Source organism: Streptomyces sp. NPDC050806 (assembly GCF_055586425.1).
Genome location: NZ_JBVJIF010000002.1, coordinates 827,421 through 843,711, shown reverse-complemented (window position 1 = coordinate 843,711; position 16,291 = coordinate 827,421). Strand labels below are relative to the sequence as shown.

The following is a 16,291-nucleotide window of genomic DNA, read 5'->3' as shown; positions in this document are numbered from 1 at the left end:
CGCGGCGTAACGGCTACCGCTCCGCCGTCGGGCCGTCCGGCGCGGGCGCCTCCGAAGCCGTCGGTTCGTCCGGTGCTGTCGACGCGTCCGATGCCGCCGACTCGGCCTGTGCGACCGCCGGCTCGTCCGGTGTGGTCGCCGGCTCCTCCCCCGGGGCCGTCCTGCGGTCGCCCTGCGGGATGCGCGGGGCTTCCTGTTCCTCCGGGCGTTTGAACATCCGGGTGGCGGTGATCTCGCCGTGGATCGTCTCCGCCTCGCGCTGCTGCGGCAGGCCGGGCCGCAGGTGCTCCTCGACGCTGATGTACTTCAGGCCCGCGCGCAGGTCCGCGTCGTTCCGCAACCGGATGACCAGCGGGAATTCGGCGAGCGCCGTGGTGTCGAACAGGCCCGTGGTGTACAGCAGCTGGACGCCCAGCGCGTCGGCGACGGCACGCTGGAGCTCCAGGAGGTACGTGGCGTTGGCGCGGCCGATGGGGTTGTCCAGGAACAGCGTGCCGGCGTGCCGCTCCTTGTCACGGCCCCGGTCGTTGCTGCGCAGCGCCGCCATCGTGCAGTACAGCGCGATGGCCGCGGTGAGCAGCTGGCCGCCGGAGAAGACGTCGCCCATCTGCCCGACCGGCACCCGCTCGGCACGGAGCACCGCGTCCGGCTTGAGGATCTCCACGGCGACGCCGCGCGGCTGGAGGGCCGCGCCGACGCCCCGCAGGAGGAGGGACATGCCGTCCCGGCGCAGGTCGCTGTTGCGCTTGACGGCCGCCCGGGTCGCCTCGTCGATGACCTCGCCGAGCCGCTCGGTGAGCGTGGCCTGGTCCGGGTCGTCGAAGCGGATGCGCAGGAACTCCTGGCCCGACCACTCCCCCAGGCCCTCGGGGAGGCGCGAGAGCCGCTGCGCCGAACGGAGCGTGGCCAGCGAGGACTCCACGAGCCCGCGCAGCCGGTCGACGATGCTGTCGCGGTTGCGCTCCAGCTGCTCCAGTTCATCGGTGAGCACCCGCAGCCGGGGGGCGAACGCCTCGGCCCACTTGGCCGCGTGGTCCGGCAGCGCGGCGGCGGGCAGCTCGCGGATCTGCTGCCGGGCCGGGGTCTTGACCATCTCGTACCGGGTGGAGTTGGCGTGCCGTACGAGCACGTCGCTCGCCTCGCGGACCGCGGAGTCCGCCGCCGACAGGTCGCTCGCGCAGCCGCGCAGCGAGCGGCGGGCCTCGGCGGCCGCCTGCCGGGCCTCCTCCAGCCGGCCCCGGTACGGCTCGGGCGCTTCCTGGTCCTCCTCCGGGGTGTTGTCGCGGAGGATGTCGCGCAGCATCGCGGCGGTCTCGTCGAAGCCGCCCGCCGCGTCCTCGGCCGTGCGGTGGCCGCGCAGCAGCTCGGCGTGGGTGGCGCGGGCGGTGTCCAGCGCATCGGTGGCCGTGGCCAGTTCGGCGTTGGCGGTGCGCAGCAGCTCCTTGGCGCGGTCGGCGTCGGCCGGTACCAGCTCCTCGGGCAGTTCGGTGTGCGCCTCGACGCCCTCGGGGGGCGCCAGCCGCTCCGTCTCACCGCGCAGCCGGCCCAGCTGCTCGCTCGCCGCGGAGGCGCGCGACTCCAGCATCGCGACCAGTTCCTCGGCACGGGCCGCGGCGGCCTGCCGGGACGGGCCGTCGGCCGCGTCCGGGCTCTGCAGCAGGGTCTCGGCGCGCGTACGGACCTTGTTGGTGAGCCGGTCCAGTTCGTTGCGCGCGTTGCTCTCGTCGCCCTCGGCACGGGCCTGCTCGGCCCGGAGGTCGGCGCCGACGCCGACCTTCTCGTACAGCTGGGACGCGGCACGATAAGCCTCGCGGAGCGTCGGCAGCGAGGACTCCGGCGGGGCCTCCTCCTCGCCCAGGTCGTCCGGCACGCCCGCGATCTCGGCCCGCTCGGCGCGGAGCGCACGGGCGGTGCGGCGGGCGTCGTCGGCGGCGCGCTGGGCGGCGCGGCGGTCCTCGTCAGCGGCGCGCGCCCGGTCGACGCACTCCTCCGCACGGGACTCGTACTCCGCGCCCTCGTCGGCCAGCTCGCGCAGCTTGGTCTGCCAGGCGGCGCGCTCGCGGAGCCGGTACGCGAGCCCGGCCAGCGCGTCGGCGACCCGGCGGGCGCGCTGGGCGGCCTCGCCTCGCTCCTCCCGGACGCGGGCCGCCTCGCCGGCGGCCTCGTCCGCCTCGGCGCGTGCCGTACGGGACTCGGTCAGCTCGGCCGTGGCGGCGTCGGCGGCCGTACGGGTCTCCTCGGCGGCGGCCGCCAGTTCGGCGAGCCGGCCGGCGGGGCAGCCCGTGCGCCAGGAGGCGAGCCGGGCGGCGAGCGCGCGGTCGGCGGAGAGCCGGGCGGCGAGCTGCCGGATCTCCTCGTCGCGCGCCGTGGCGCGGGCACGCAGCGCCTGGCGCTCCTCGTCGGCGGCCGACTCGTCGTGCATGGCCGGGTTCGGCGGCACGAGGAAGACACCGCTGTCCTCGGCCTCCGGGGGCGGGGTCGGCGCGAGCAGGGCGGCGGCCGTACCGACGGCGACGGCGGACCGCGGCAGCAGCGCGGCCTGGGCCAGCACGTCGCGGGCGCGGGCGTGGGTGTCGGGGTCGGTGATGATGACGCCGTCCACCAGCTCGGGGCGGGCGGCGAGGACCCTGGCGTGGTCCACGGGGTCGACGGACTGGGCGAGGTAGCGCCAGCCGGGCAGGGCCGGGACGCCGTGCTCGCCCAGGTACTCGACGGCGGCCAGCACGTCGGGGCCGGGCGGCAGGAGGCCGCCGTCACCGAGCGCGCCGAGGATGCGCGCGTCGTCGGCGGCGGCGGTCCGCATCTCGAAGAGCTGCCGCTCGGCGGAGCTGACGCCCTCGTCGAGCAGTTCCTGCAGCGCGTCGGCGTTCCGGTCGACCTCTTCGGCGGAGAGGGGGCCGTCGGCACCGGTGCGCCGGGGGCGGGCGGCAGCCGCTTCGTGCGGGCCGTCGCCGCCGCCCTCGTCGTCGGGGCAGGCTTCCTCGTCTGCGGGCGCTTCCTCCGCGGGGGCGGCGTCGGTGGGGGCTTCGGGGGCGAAGCCGACGCCCGTCTCGGGGCCGCTGCCGGTCCGTGCCTCGGGGGCCGCGGACGTGTCGACCGCGTCGGCACCGCCCGCCGGTCCGGCGCCCTGTGCCGGGGCGGCCTCGCCCTCGTGCCCGTCGTCCGCGGCTCCTTCCGGCTCCTCATCGTGCCCGTCGTCCGCGGCGCCTTCCGGGTGCCCGTCGGCGTCGATCCGAGCCGAGACCTCGTCACGGGAATCCGATTCGGCGGCGTACGTGCCGCGTCCGCCGGCGGGCCGCTCGTCGGAGACGGGCGCCTCGTCCTCGGCGGAGGCGCCGAGGCCCACGACACCGGACGCCCAGGAGCCGCCGCCCACGGCCATCGCGTCGGCGGTGCCGGACGTACCGGCCTCGTCCGTGTGCGCGGGCGTGGCCGGCAGCGTCCGGTCCGGGGCGCTGCCCATCACGGGCCCGGCGAAGTACCCGTCGTCCGGCTCGCCGTCGTCCGCGTCCGTACCGTGCGCGCCGGCCCCGTCGTCCTCGGGAGCCGCCGCGAGCGCCTCGTCCGCGTCGTCCAGGCGGACCGTCACGCGGAGCGGCGGGTGGGCGTCCGCGGCGTACGGGCGGCCGGCGCCGCGCTGGCCCGGGAGGCCCGGCGCGGGTGCGGCCGGGGCCGTCGGCAGGCCCAGCAGCTCCGCGAGCCGGGGCTCGGCGCCGATGGACTCGGCGGCGCGGCGCTCCGCGTCGTACGCGCGCTCGGCGGCCAGTGCGGCGTCCTCCGCGCGGGCCGCGGCCAGTTCGGCGCGGGACTGGCGGGCCGCGGCCTCCTTGGCGCGGTCACCGGTCACCCGGGCGGCCTCGCGGGCGGTGTCCCAGGACTCGACCGCGGCCTTCTCCGCGTCCGTCGCGGCGAGCGCTGCGCGGGCCGGGTCGGCGTCCGGCGCGGTGTCGTCCAGCCAGCCGGCCCGTACCGCCTCGGCGGTCTCCTGCTCGACCTCGGTCAGCCGCTGCCTGAGGTGCTCGGTCTCACTGCGGGCACGCTGCGCCGCGGTGGCGGCGGCGGTGGCGTCACGATGCGCCGCCTCTCCCGTCTCCTGAAGCGCGGCGGACCGCTCCTCCTCCTGGTTGGCCCAGGTCTCCGCCTCGGTAGCGGCGCCGTGCAGCGCCCGTACGAGGTCGGCCGCGGCCTTGCTGCGGGCGGCGAGCGCCGGTGCGGCGTCCCGCTCCGCCTCCTGGATGGCCGCGGCGACGCGTGCCGAGCGGTCGGCCGCCGCGCGGTGCCGCAGCACGGTCTCGGCGGCCTGCCAGGCGGAGTGCAGCGTACGGGCGTCGTTCAGCTCGCGGCGCTGCGCAGCGGCGCCCTTCTCGGCGGCGGCGAGGGCCAGCGAGGCGTGCCGGTAGGCGATCTCGGCGGAGATCAGGGAGCGCCGCTCGCGGGTGGCCTCGGCCTCGGTGACGGCGTGGGCTGCGCCGGCGACCTGCTCGGCCAGCTCGGCGGCGCGGCCCCGCTCCTCGGTGGCGCGGGCGTGCAGCCGCTGCGAGAGGTGGCGCGTACGCCGCTCGGCACCGGCGTGCACGTCCCGGGCGCGCTCGCGGTGTTCGGCGTTCTCCGCGATCTTCGAGAGGAGGTCGAGGGAGCCGGCCGTGAAGTCGCGTTCGGCGGTCAGCTCGGCGCGGCGGCCGAGCTTGTGCGCGAAGCCGTGCACGAGGTCGGCGAGGCCGTCGGTGTCCCGGGTGTCCGTGACGGCGCGCAGCAGCAGGTCGGTGAAGTCGGAGTCGTTCTTGACCGCGAAGAGGCCGGCGGCCTCGCCCTCGTCGGCGTTCATCTCCCGCTGGTAGCGGAAGAGTTCGGGGTCCAGGCCCAGCTCGCCGAGGTGTTCGTTCCAGCGCTCGTGGATCTCGACCCAGACGACGTCGAGGTTGGGATAGTTCTTGCCGGCCTCGGTGAGGGCGTCGCGGAAGCCCTTCATCGTGCGGCGGCGGCCCTGCGCGCCGGACGCGCCCTCGACGATCGGGCGTACGGCGGTGGACTCGGCCACGGGGAGGGAGTCCAGGCTCATCCCGGGCCCCGGGCGGAAGCTGTACCACGCCTCGGCGAACTTCCGCGGATCGTTGGAGACCTGGCGGCCGCGCCACTCGCTGACCTTGCCGACCACCACGGTCTCGCCGGTCACCGTGTGCTGCCACTCCAGCGCCACGTGGCCGCAGTCGTCGGCGAGCAGGAACTTGCGCAGCACGCCGGAGCTGGCCCCGCCGAGGGTGTTGCGGTGGCCGGGCAGCATGACCGAGAAGATCAGCTTGAGCAGTACGGACTTGCCGCCGCCGTTCTCCAGGAAGAGCACGCCGGCGGGGGCCGGGCGGCGCGGCGGGCCGACCGGCTCCTCCTCGAAGAAGTCCGCCTGGGCCGGGGCCGGTCGGGGCACGGGCTCACCGACTCCGCGCAGGTCCAGGACGGTGTCGGCGTAGCGCGCACCGGCGGGCCCGATGGAGTAGAGGCGAACCCGGGACAGCTCGTACATAGAGGCGGACTCTCGTTGTCGTGACGGTGGTCGGTGGGCGACCGGCCTGCCTGGCCGGTCCTCGGTCGGTCGTGGCCGCGGCCCTACGGGGAAGCCGCGGCCCTACGGGGTGGGGTCAGCCCGAGTGGAAGGGCAGCCCCGCGTCGGCGACCAGGTCCAGGTCGTCGGTGTCCTCGGCGGGCAGCAGCGAGGCGCTGCCGTCCGCTATGGGGACCACGCCCAGCTCCAGCAGCTCGGCCATGGCGGCCGTGCCCGCCATGTCGCGCACCTGGAGCTGGTAGCGGGCCGTGGTGCGGTACGTGCCGCCCGCGTCGTCCCCGGTGCGCTGCAGGAACCCGGAGTCGACTAGGAAGGAGACGGCCTTGGCGATGATGCCGGTGGTCGAACCCGCCAGCCGCCGGGCGTCCTTGGTGGCGCCCGTCGAACTGCGCCGGGCGTACACCCGCCAGGACGCCTCCAGGCCGGGCGCGCCGCTGGTGGGGTCGGTGTTCTCGCCGGCCTCGGCGGCGCGCTCCTCCAAGCGCCGGCAGGCCTGCCGCACGAAGGCGTCCACGCCGTTGACCGTGATGCGGCCGATGTAGCCGTCGTCGGCGAGGTCCTCGGGGCGCGGGAAGGCCATCGCGGCGACGGCCAGGTGCGCGAGGCCGTGCAGGAAGCGGTCGCCCGCGTCCGTGGAGGCGCGGCGGGCGTAGTCGCCCATACGGACCGCGAAGACGGAGTCCTCTGCGGCGGTGACGGCCATCCCGGCGCGGGTGGAGACCTCCAGGACGACCAGGCCGAGCCCGGAGGCGACGGCGTCGGCGAGGCGCGCGAACGCGGGGTCGTCCCGGTAGCGCCGCAGCAGCTCGCCGTACTCGGCGTCGCGGGCGGGCAGCAGCTTGGGCTGGAGGCCGAAGGACACCAGGCGGGCGGCGTCCGCGGCGTCGGCGGGGGTGACCGGCGCGGGGCCCTTGGCGGGCTGCTCCGCCTCCGGTGCGGGCAGGTACCGGCCGTCGCCCGCGCCCGCCGTCGGATCCGGCCGCGCGGTGTCGTCGGCGTCGTACTCGGTCACGAATCTGGCTCCTTGCGGATCACGTTGTCGGCTCCTGCGCGCCCGTCGGTGGGCTCCGCTCCTGCGCGCTCCACGGCGGGCCCCCTCGGGGCGGCCACTTCGCGGGACACCATTGCCACGGCACCGGTCATCACGCCACCTCCGACCGCTCGGCCGCCATGCCCGCCGCGTCCAGCAGGGCTGTGCCCACGATGAGGTCGGCGCCGCCGAACTCGTGGTCCACCAGCTCCGTGCCGTCGTCGACCGCGAAGAGCAGCTGCCCTTCGCCCTGGCGGTACGCCGTGCCGACCGGCGGGCTCGCGGCGTGCACCGCCAGCAGCGCGACGAGGTAGGGCAGTTCGGGGTCCTGGCGGCGCGCCTCGGCGAGCAGACCGGAGAGCCGGCGCGGCGCGTCCGGGGGCAGCGTGAGCAGCGCGGTCGCGGCGTCCAGCTGCTCCTCGCTGAACCGGCTGTCGTCGGGTGTGGCGATGAGGTCGGGCTCGGGCATCTCGGCGCCGAGGTGCTCGCGCTCCTGGGGCGGGGTGAGCAGCATCTCGACCAGGTCGCCGACCCGTACGGCGGTGGGGGTGCGCAGGCCGGTGCCCTGGGCGAAGAAGGCGTCGGTGACCCGGGTGGACTGCTCGACGGGCAGCGGCAGTACGGGGGCGACCAGCTGGCCGTACAGGTCCAGCCCGGCGTGCGCCGTGGGCGGCGCGAACGCCTGCCGGTCCTGCTCGGCGCGGAAGAGCGGGCCGGCCTCCAAGAGGCGGGACTGGAGCTGGGTGTGGCGGCGGATGCAGTCCTTGACGATGTCGACGAGCTCGGCGGCGCGCCGCTTGTGCTCCGCCGTCTTCGGGTCGTTCCCCGTCTCGGCCTCGTCCCGGGCGCGGCGGATGTTGGTGAGGATCGCGTTCTCGTGGCGGTACCGGTCGGCGACGTGGTCGAGCGCCTCGGTGATCATGTCGGGGACGGTGCGCAGCCAGTCCACGGCGCGGACGTTGCGCCGGGTCGCGTCGAGGGTCTTGCGGAGCGTCTCGGCGTACTGCACGGTGCGGTACCGCGCCTGCTCGGCGGCGAGCTGGGCGTCGGCGAGGCGACCGCGGCTGATCAGCACCTCCAGCTTGACCTCGGCGGCGATCTGGGCGCTGGTGACGTCCGTGTCCAACGCGCCGACCAGGACGTTGACCGCCTCGTCGGTGGTACGGAGGTAGACCGTGCCGCCGGGGCCCGGGACCTCTTCGATGAGCTTGAAGTCGTAGTCCCGGCGGACGTAGTCGCCGTCGGCGGTAAAGGTGCCGTAGACCGCGCGGAAGCCGCGGTCCACGCTGCCGACGTTGATCAGGTTCTCCAGGACCCAGCGGGCGACGCGCTCGTGCTCGGCCGCCGGGCGGCCCGGCGCCTGCGCCGCGATGCGGGGCTGCAGCCTGGCCACTATCTGCTCGTGGTCGGCCCCGGTGTCGAAGTCCATGTGAAGCGTGACGAGGTCGATCGCGGACAGCGCGACCTCGGCCATGGCGTAGACGCCGTACTCCCCCGCGAGGTTGGCCTTGCGCGCGTCGAGGTCGTGCAGCGGCGCCGTGCACGCGAGCGCGCGCAGCCGCCGGGCCAGGCCCTCATCGGCGGCCGGGCCCGGCGCGGGTCGCGTCACCCCGCTGAACTGGGGCGCAGCGCTCTGGGGGGATGGAGAAGTCACGGTGAACAGATTAGGCCGTCGCACTGACAACGGACGAAACGGCACGGCCCCGCAGGTCAGTGTGTGGCACCTCCCACAGCCTTGATGTCGTCGGCACGGCCCGCCGCCGTGACCATGATCACGCGCAGCGCCTCGGCGGTGGCGTCGACGGGAAGCGACGGCTCGCCCTTGTCGGTGACCTGCTCGGGCGCGTACGGGACGTGCACGAAGCCGCCGCGCGTGGCGGGCCGTTCGGTGGCCAGGAGGTGCATCAGCCCGTAGAAGACGTGGTTGCAGACGAACGTGCCGGCGGTCTGCGAGACGGAGGCGGGCAGCCCGGCCTCGCGTACGGCGACGACGCAGGCCTTGAGGGGCAGCGTGGTGAAGTACGCCGCGGGACCGTCCTCGACGATCGGCACATCGATGGGCTGCTCACCCGAATTGTCGGGAATGCGGGCATCGTCGACGTTGATGGCCACCCGCTCGACGGTGACGTCCGGGCGGCCGCCGGCCTGGCCTACGCAGAGCACGACCTCCGGGTCCGCCGCCGCGACGGCCTCACGGAGCACGTCGAGCGCTTCCCCGAAGACGCAGGGCAGCTCGGCGGTCACGACCTCGAAGCCGGGGGGCGGATCGGCGGCGACGGCCTCCACGGCCCGCTGGGAGGGGTTGACGTCACTCCCCTCGAAAGGGGCGAAACCCGTCAGAAGTACCCGTGTCATGCGCTGTTCCTCGGCGTCGTTCGGAGCGTGTCGTGTGCGGTGGGATCAGAAGGCGAAGGCGGCCATGATGACGATGTTGCAGCCGAGCAGCACGACCGCGGTGGGCAGCTGGGCCTTGATCGGACCGTACTGGTCCTTCAGTTCCAGCAGCGCCGCCGGCACGACGTTGAAGTTGGCGGCCATCGGTGTCACGAGGGTGCCGCAGAAGCCGCACAGCATGCCGATCGCGAGGATCGCCGGCGCGTTGCCGTGCGCCTGCTCGATGAGGACGGGCCAGCCGACGGCAGCGGTCATGACCGGGAAGGCCGCGAAGCCATTGCCCATGATGACCGTGAACAGGAACATCCCGACGCAGTAGACGACGACCGCGGTGATCACCGAACCGTGCGGCAGCACCGCCTCGGTAATGATGCCGACCTGCTTGCCGACACCGGAGACCGCGAAGATCGTGCCGAGGGTGGCCAGCAGCTGCGGCAGCAGCATCGCCCAGCCCATGGACTCCAGCATGGAACGGCCGGCGTGCAGCGGCGCGGCGACGCTCTTCTCGCGGAGCATGAACATCGCCAGGACGAGCGCCACGATGGCGCCGATCCCGAGGCCCAGGATGGTCTCGCTGCCCTCCTGGAGGAGCGGCCCACCCCCGAAGGAGAGCTTCGGGACGAGGACGGCGCACACCAGGGCGACTGCCGGGATGGTGAGCGCGGGAAGGAACAGCTTGCTGCCGTGCTTGGCGGCGCTCGCCCGCCGCTCCTCCGTGGTGGTCGTACGGGCCTTGCCGCGTCCGGTGAACCCGAAGGCGGCGAGGCAGATCATCACGAGGACGGCGACACCGAGCGGCTCGGCGGGGGCGGACTTGTCGACGACCCAGGAGCTGTACACGAAGCCGGCGCCGAGCAGGCCCCAGAAGGCCGCGGTACCGAAGCGCTTCGGGTTCGTGCGGTCGGCCGCCATCTGCAGGGCGAGCACCATGAAGAGCGCGCCGACGAGCCAGTAGAACCACTCTGCCTTGATCACTTCGCGGCCTCCTGGGTGGCGAGTTCCACGCGGGCGCCGAGCAGTTCGCGTTCCAGCGTGCGGTCCATGCGGAGCAGCCGGCCGCCGTGCACGACGAGGGCGCACAGCCCGGTCGGGATGGCCCAGAGGGCGAGCTGCAGCGGTTCGAGGTGGGTGTCGTACGTGGAGTTGGCGAAGCCGGTGATCAGCAGGATCGAGCCGACGGCGAGGAAGACGTCCTCGCCGAAGAACAGCCCGACGTTGTCGGCGCTGGCGGTGAAGGACCGGATCCGCTCCCGCGTCTTGTCCGGCAGCGCCCCGTAGCGGCGCTCGGCGGCGCCCTCGGCCATCGGGGCGGCGAGCGGGCGCACGGTCTGCGCGGGCCCGAAGAGGTCCCGCAGGCCGAGCGCGGCGAAGCCCTGACGGAGCACGAGGTACAGCGTCAGGAAGCGTCCGGTGGTCAGCTTCGAGAAGCGCGAGATGAGGTTGCGCGCCTGCTCCTGGAGGCCGTGGCGCTCCAGGAGGCCGATGACCGGCAGCGTGATGACGAAGATCGTCACGGCCCGGCTGGAGGCGAAGCCGTCCCCGAAGGCCGCGAGCACCTTCTGCGGGGACAGCCCGCCGAGGAAGCCGGTGGCGATACCCGCCACCCCCACCACCAGCAGAGGATTGCGCCGCGTGGCGAAGCCGATGATCACCACGAGAACGCCCAGAAGAACGATCACCGGGACCGCCTTTCGCACGCAGAACCCCACGGACGTCGTGAGGATGTGCCAGGACGGTAGAGGATCGTTCTACGATCCGACAATAGGTTGAACGCTCTGTTACCTCGCGGAAACTTGTCCGGACACCTGCTGCGCGTACGCGCTCGCCAGCTGCGCCCGGGAGTCCTCCAGGTAGGACGCGAGCAGCCGCTCGGCCTGCGCCGTGTCGCCGCCCTGAAGCGCTTCGAGGATCTGCCGGTTCCGCGTGAGGTAGGGCTCATGGAAGCGGCGCGGGTCGTCCATCACGTGGAACACCAGTCGCAGCTCGGCGAGGACACCGCGCATCAGCTCGTCCGTGCGCGGGCTGCCGGCCAGCGCGACCAGCGCCTGGTGGAATCGGATGTTGGCGGTCGACAGGTCCTGCCAGGACCGCTCCAGGGCCGCCCGCTCCCCCGCCAGCACGGCCGCCTCGACCTGGTCCAGCTCGTACGGCGGCTCGCCCAGGCCGCGGATCACAGCGCATTCGATCATGGCGCGCACCCGGTAGATGTCGAGCAGGTCGTCCACCGCGACCACTCGCACGAAGACGCCCCGGTTCAGCTCGTGCACCAGCAGCCGTTCGTGCGTGAGCAGCCGGAACGACTCCCGGAGGGTGTTGCGCGAGACCCCCAGCGCCCCGCCGATGGAGTCCTCCGACAGCCGCACTCCGGGCGGGAAGAACCCCTCCGCAATACGGTCGCGCAGTATGTCGGCGACCCGTTCGGCGGTGCTCGTCCGTCCCAGCAGCGCCCGGTCCACCGCCAGCCCGGCCGGCTCCACGAGCCCCCGGTCGATGCCCTTCGCCACGTCGCGCCTCACTTTCGTCCCCCGGTCACCCGACCGCGTACGGCGGCCGTCCGGCCGCTCACGAGGGCACGCAGTCAATCCCAGATCGACGAACAAGACAACAACCCTCTTGTCCTATCGTTCAACAATCCTCTAGCTTGATGCGGTAACCGGTCGGCCCGAGCGCCCCAGGAGGACAGCCGCTACGGAAACGGGCCGGCCGGCTCTGCCTTGCCCTGCCCCCGTCCGGCCCCGCCGGCCTGTTGGAACGGACGCACATGACGGACCCGGTGATCGACCTCAACGCCGACCTCGGTGAAGGGTTCGGACGGTGGCACCTCACCGACGACGACAGTCTCCTCTCCGTCGTCACCAGCGCCAACGTCGCGTGCGGCTTCCACGCGGGCGACCCCTCGACGATGCGCAGGGTATGCGAGACCGCCGCCGAGCGCGGCGTCCGCATCGGCGCCCAGGTCTCCTACCGCGACCTCGCCGGCTTCGGCCGCCGCGCCATGGACGTGCCCGCTGACGAACTCGCCGACGAGATCGCCTACCAGGTCGGTGCCCTGGAGGTCTTCGCGCGCGCCGCGGGCTCGCAGGTCACGTACGTGAAGCCGCACGGCGCGCTGTACAACCGTGCCGTGCACGACGCCGATCAGGCCGCCGCCGTCGTGGCGGGCATCCGGCGCGCGGCCGGCCCGCTGCCCGTCCTCGGGCTCCCCGGCTCACAGTTGCACGCGGCGGCGCACGCCGCCGGACTGCCCACCGTCACCGAGGCGTTCGCCGACCGCGCCTACACCGCCGCCGGCACCCTGGTGTCGCGCCGTGAGCCCGGCGCGGTCGTCCACGACCCGGACGCCGTCGTCAAGCGCTCCCTCGGCCTCGCCCGCGACCACGCCGTCACCGCCATCGACGGCGAGCGCGTGGAGGTCGACGTGCGGTCGCTGTGCCTGCACGGTGACACCCCGGGCGCCGCGGCGCTCGCCCGGCGGGTACGCGACGAACTGACGGCCGCCGGCGTCCGCGTGGCGGCGTTCGCATGACCGCACCCCCGCCCGCCTCCACCGCGGCCCGCGTCGTTCCGCTGCGCACCCTGCCCGTGGGCGACCACGGCCTGCTGGTCGAGCTGGACAGCGGCGAGGCCGTCGAGGCGCTCCACGCCGAGCTGCTGCGCCGCGCCGCTGCCGGGCGACTCCCCGCCACCCGCGAGATCGTGCCGGCGGCCCGTACCGTGCTGATCGACGGGCTCGCCGCACCGGAGCGGTTCGCGGCCGAGCTGGCCGGCTGGGAGATCCCGCCGGCCGCCCGCTCCGGTGCGCGGACCATCGAGGTCCCCGTCCGCTACGACGGCCCGGACCTCGCCGACGTCGCCGAGCTGTGGGGCGTCACCCCCGACGAGGTCGTGCGGATCCACTCCGGCACCGAATTCCGCGTCGCCTTCTGCGGATTCGCGCCCGGCTTCGGCTACCTCACCGGCCTGCCCGAGCGCTACCACGTGCCGCGCCGCGCCACTCCGAGGACCCGCCTCCCGGTCGGCTCCGTGGCCCTCGCAGGTCCGTACACGGGGGTGTACCCGCGCTCCTCCCCCGGTGGCTGGCAGTTGCTGGGCACTACGGACGCCGTCCTGTGGGACTCCTCCCGGGAGCCGGCGGCCCTGTTCACTCCGGGCACCCTCGTACGCTTCGTCCCCCAGCCCTTCGATCCGCACCCGGAGGCGGCCCAGTGACCGACCGCGCATTCGCCGTCGTACGCGCGGGGGCACTGACCACCGTCCAGGACCTCGGGCGCACCGGCCATGCCCACGTGGGCGTCCCGCGCTCCGGCGCGCTGGACGCGGCCGCGCACCGCCTGGCCAACCGCCTCGTCGGCAACGCCCCCGAAGAGGCGACCCTGGAGACCACCGTCACCGGCTGTGCGGTACGGATGCGGTGCGCGGTCACCGTGGCCGTCACCGGGGCGCCCTGCCCGGTGACCGTCGACGGCCGCCCCGCCGCCTGGGGCACCCCCGTGCACGTGCCGGCCGACGCCGTACTGGAGGTGGGCACCGCCACCCACGGGCTGCGCAGCTACGTGGCCTTCGCGGGCGGTGTCGACGCCGAGCCGGTGCTGGGCAGCCGCGCCACCGACCTCCTCTCGGGGCTCGGCCCCGACCCCCTCGCCGACGGCGCCGTACTGCCGCTCGGCGCACCGGGCGCGCCGGCCGACGCCGCCGACGCGGTGCCGCACGCCGGTCCGGTGCGTGAGCTGGTGCTGCCGGTCCGCCTCGGACCGCGCGACGACTGGTTCACGGCGGCCGGGCTGCGCACCCTGCTGACGGGGGTCTGGCGGGTGTCGTCCGCGAGCAACCGCATCGGCCTGCGGACGGAGGGCCCGTCGCTGGAGCGTGCGCGGGACGGCGAACTCCCCAGCGAGGGCATGGCGCTGGGCGCCGTCCAGGTGCCCCCGAACGGCCTCCCGGTGCTCTTCCTCGCCGACCACCCGACGACCGGCGGTTACCCGGTCATCGGCGTCGTCCAGGAGGCCGCGCTGCCGGCCGCCGCACAGGCCGCGCCGGGGACCCCGGTGCGTTTCGTACGCGCCCACAGCGGTCCCCGGGCACGCGGCTGATCGAGCCGGCCGGCGGTCCGGGCGCTGCGGGCCAGGATCACCAGGGAGCGGACCGGCGACACGGCCACCAGCGCCATCTGGCGGACCGCGACGGGCACGATGGAGCCGCGCGGCCCGGCTGTCGCCGCCTTCGTGCGCCGTGGCGCTGCCCGCGGCCTTCGGGTGGCGTCCATGTCAGCGCCCCGAGATGCGGTCGGCGAGCTTCGCGATCGGCGCCGTGGTGGTGCGGCGCGCCGCCTCGCTGCGGTCCGCCGCCCGGTAGGCGGCGTACATCCCGTGCACGCCCAGCCAGCGGGCCGGCTCCGGCTCCCACGCCCGGGTCCGGTGACCGGTCCACGGCAGGCACGTCAGCCCGGTGTCCCGCTCCAGTACGAGGTCGCGCAGCGTGCGGCCGGCCAGGTTGGTGGCCGCGACGCCGTGGCCCACGTAGCCGCCCGCCCAGCCCAGCCCCGTGGCCCGGTCGTAGGAGACGGACGCGCACCAGTCACGCGGTACGGCGAGCACTCCGGACCAGGCGTGGTCGAGCCGCGCCCCGACGGTCGCGGGCAGCAGCCGGTTCAGGGTGTCCCGCAGTGCCCGTACCGTCTTCGGGCTGGTGCGCCCGTCCCGGTCCACGCGGGACCCGAAGCGGTACGGGACGCCGCGCCCGCCGATCGCGATCCGGCCGTCGGCGGTGCGCTGCGCATACGTGTAGGCGTGCGTGAGGTCGCTGAGCAGTTCCTGGCCGTCCCAGCCGATGGCCTTCCAGGCAGCGGCGGAGAGCGGCTCCGTGACGACCATGGAGGAGTTCATCGGCAGCCAGGTGCGGCGCTCTCCGTGCAGGTCCGTGGTGAAGCCCTCGGTGGCCCGCAGGACGCTTCGGGCCCGTACCGTCCCGAAGGGCGTCTCCACGCGCCCCGGGGCGATGCGGGTGGCGGGGGTGGACTCGTGGATGCGGACGCCGAGGGCAGCGACCGCCCGGGCGAGTCCCTGGACCAGCTTGGCCGGGTGGACTCGGGCGCAGTGCGGGTTGTGCACGCCGCCCAGTGCGCCGGCCACATCGACGCGGTCGCGCACCTCGCGTCCCGAGAGCAGTACCTCGTCCTCGTTCCCCCAGTACCGCGACCTCTCGTGCGCGGCGCGCAGTCGTGGCAGCTGGGCGGGCCGGTGGGCCACGCTCAGGTAGCCGCTCTTGACCACGTCGGCGTCGATGCCCTCGGCCTCGGCCACGGCGATGACCTCGTCCACCGTGGCATTCATGGCCCGTTGCAGCTCCAGGACGGACTGCCGGCCCCGCTCCTTCGCGTACGTCGCGGGCGAGCCGGCGATCTTCGCGCTGAGCCAGCCGGCGTTGCGCCCAGAAGCACCGAAGCCGGCGAACTCCCGTTCCAGTACGACGATGTCGAGGCCCGGGTCGGCCTTCTTCAGGTAGTACGCGGTCCACAGTCCGGTGAAGCCGGCGCCGACGACGCACACGTCGGCGTCGACCGGGCCGTCCAGGGGATCGCGCCGGCTGGGGACGCCGGTCTGGCGGTACCAGAAGGAGATGTTGCCGTTCCACGTCATCGTCGCCTCCGTCGCTCAGTAGCTGGGCGGGCCGATCACCCACAGGACCCTGGCGCCGTCGCCGCCGGTCTCCACGAGCTTGTGCGGGACCGCGCTGCTGTGCCGGATGCTGTCGCCGACCCCGAGGGAGAACCGCTCGTCCCCGAGGTGCAGTTCGACCTCGCCCTCCAGCACGTAGAGGAACTCCTCGGAGTCCCCGTGGGTGTAGGGGCGGTCGCCGGTCGACCCGCCGGGCGCGAACTCGCCGAGGAACGCCTCCAGGTGGTGCTGCGGCCCCGGTGTGAGCCGGAACTTCCGCCCCAGCACCCCGAAGGTGAGGCTCGGCGCCGCGGCCGCCTTCAGGACCCGCGGGCCGGTCGTGTAGTCGGCGGCGAACAGATCGCCCATCTTCAGGCCGAGCGCGCCGGCGATCTGCTGGAGCGTGGCGATGCTCGGGTTCGCCATGCCGCGTTCGACCTGGCTGAGGTACCCCTCGCTGATGCCGGCCGCGTCGGCCACCGCCCGCAGTGTCCGCCGCCGCGCACGGCGCAGGGCGCGCAGCCGGTCGCCCACGGGGACGTCCCCGGCACCGTCGTCCTGCCGCCCGTCGGGCTCATGTGCCATGGCGGGGAACCTAAAGAACTCTGGTCCCGAGGACAAGAGTTCTTGCACAGCACCTCAGAAATCTTTACCGCC

General features: G+C 74.5%; 12 protein-coding genes. 3 read left to right on the top strand and 9 right to left on the bottom strand.

Going from position 1 to position 16,291, the window contains the following annotated elements; translation table 11 throughout:
- Nucleotides 1-13: 13 nt before the first annotated feature.
- The 7 genes from ACZ6WH_RS09195 to ACZ6WH_RS09165 all read right to left on the bottom strand — a co-directional run bounded on the left by ACZ6WH_RS09195 (nt 14) and on the right by ACZ6WH_RS09165 (nt 11,485).
- The gene (locus ACZ6WH_RS09195; RefSeq protein ID WP_469727153.1) at nt 14-5,518 is read right to left on the bottom strand and encodes a hypothetical protein; all 5,505 of its coding nucleotides are present in this window, start codon (nt 5,516-5,518) and stop codon (nt 14-16) included.
- Between the two features lie 115 nt (nt 5,519-5,633).
- Entirely contained in the window at nt 5,634-6,569 is a 936-nt protein-coding gene (locus ACZ6WH_RS09190; RefSeq protein ID WP_469727152.1) for a hypothetical protein, read from the bottom strand.
- 130 nt (nt 6,570-6,699) lie between these two features.
- Nucleotides 6,700-8,241, bottom strand: a complete 1,542-nt coding sequence (locus ACZ6WH_RS09185; RefSeq protein WP_469727151.1) for a hypothetical protein — start codon at nt 8,239-8,241, stop codon at nt 6,700-6,702.
- Between the two features lie 56 nt (nt 8,242-8,297).
- A complete protein-coding gene (gene pcp / locus ACZ6WH_RS09180) occupies nt 8,298-8,942 on the bottom strand; it encodes a pyroglutamyl-peptidase I (protein WP_469727149.1) in 645 nt (214 codons plus the stop codon).
- Between the two features lie 45 nt (nt 8,943-8,987).
- On the bottom strand, nt 8,988-9,956 hold the full coding sequence (locus ACZ6WH_RS09175) for a DUF979 domain-containing protein (protein ID WP_469727147.1): 969 nt from the start codon (nt 9,954-9,956) through the stop codon (nt 8,988-8,990).
- Nucleotides 9,953-10,660, bottom strand: a complete 708-nt coding sequence (locus ACZ6WH_RS09170; RefSeq protein ID WP_469727145.1) for a DUF969 domain-containing protein — start codon at nt 10,658-10,660, stop codon at nt 9,953-9,955. Before ACZ6WH_RS09170 ends, ACZ6WH_RS09175 begins: the two co-directional genes overlap by 4 nt.
- Before the next feature lie 99 nt (nt 10,661-10,759).
- A complete protein-coding gene (locus tag ACZ6WH_RS09165; protein WP_432851229.1) occupies nt 10,760-11,485 on the bottom strand; it encodes a GntR family transcriptional regulator in 726 nt (241 codons plus the stop codon).
- Nucleotides 11,486-11,742: 257 nt separating this feature from the next.
- Between ACZ6WH_RS09165 and ACZ6WH_RS09160 the strand changes: the two genes are divergently transcribed.
- From ACZ6WH_RS09160 to ACZ6WH_RS09150, 3 genes are read left to right on the top strand one after another with little or no spacing between them, the layout of a single operon-like run.
- On the top strand, nt 11,743-12,507 hold the full coding sequence (locus ACZ6WH_RS09160) for a LamB/YcsF family protein (protein ID WP_469727143.1): 765 nt from the start codon (nt 11,743-11,745) through the stop codon (nt 12,505-12,507).
- Nucleotides 12,504-13,190, top strand: coding sequence for a 5-oxoprolinase subunit PxpB (pxpB, locus tag ACZ6WH_RS09155; protein ID WP_469727142.1), 687 nt, complete (start codon nt 12,504-12,506; stop codon nt 13,188-13,190). Before ACZ6WH_RS09160 ends, pxpB begins: the two co-directional genes overlap by 4 nt.
- Complete coding sequence (locus ACZ6WH_RS09150) at nt 13,187-14,071, top strand: 5-oxoprolinase subunit C family protein (protein ID WP_469727140.1); 885 nt, start codon at nt 13,187-13,189, stop codon at nt 14,069-14,071. Before pxpB ends, ACZ6WH_RS09150 begins: the two co-directional genes overlap by 4 nt.
- 174 nt (nt 14,072-14,245) lie before the next feature.
- Here ACZ6WH_RS09150 and ACZ6WH_RS09145 read toward each other — a convergent pair whose 3' ends face one another.
- Both ACZ6WH_RS09145 and ACZ6WH_RS09140 read right to left on the bottom strand, forming a co-directional pair.
- On the bottom strand, nt 14,246-15,616 hold the full coding sequence (locus ACZ6WH_RS09145; RefSeq protein WP_469727139.1) for an NAD(P)/FAD-dependent oxidoreductase: 1,371 nt from the start codon (nt 15,614-15,616) through the stop codon (nt 14,246-14,248).
- Between the two features lie 15 nt (nt 15,617-15,631).
- Complete coding sequence (locus ACZ6WH_RS09140; RefSeq protein WP_469727137.1) at nt 15,632-16,219, bottom strand: cupin domain-containing protein; 588 nt, start codon at nt 16,217-16,219, stop codon at nt 15,632-15,634.
- Between the last annotated feature and the right edge of the window lie 72 nt (nt 16,220-16,291).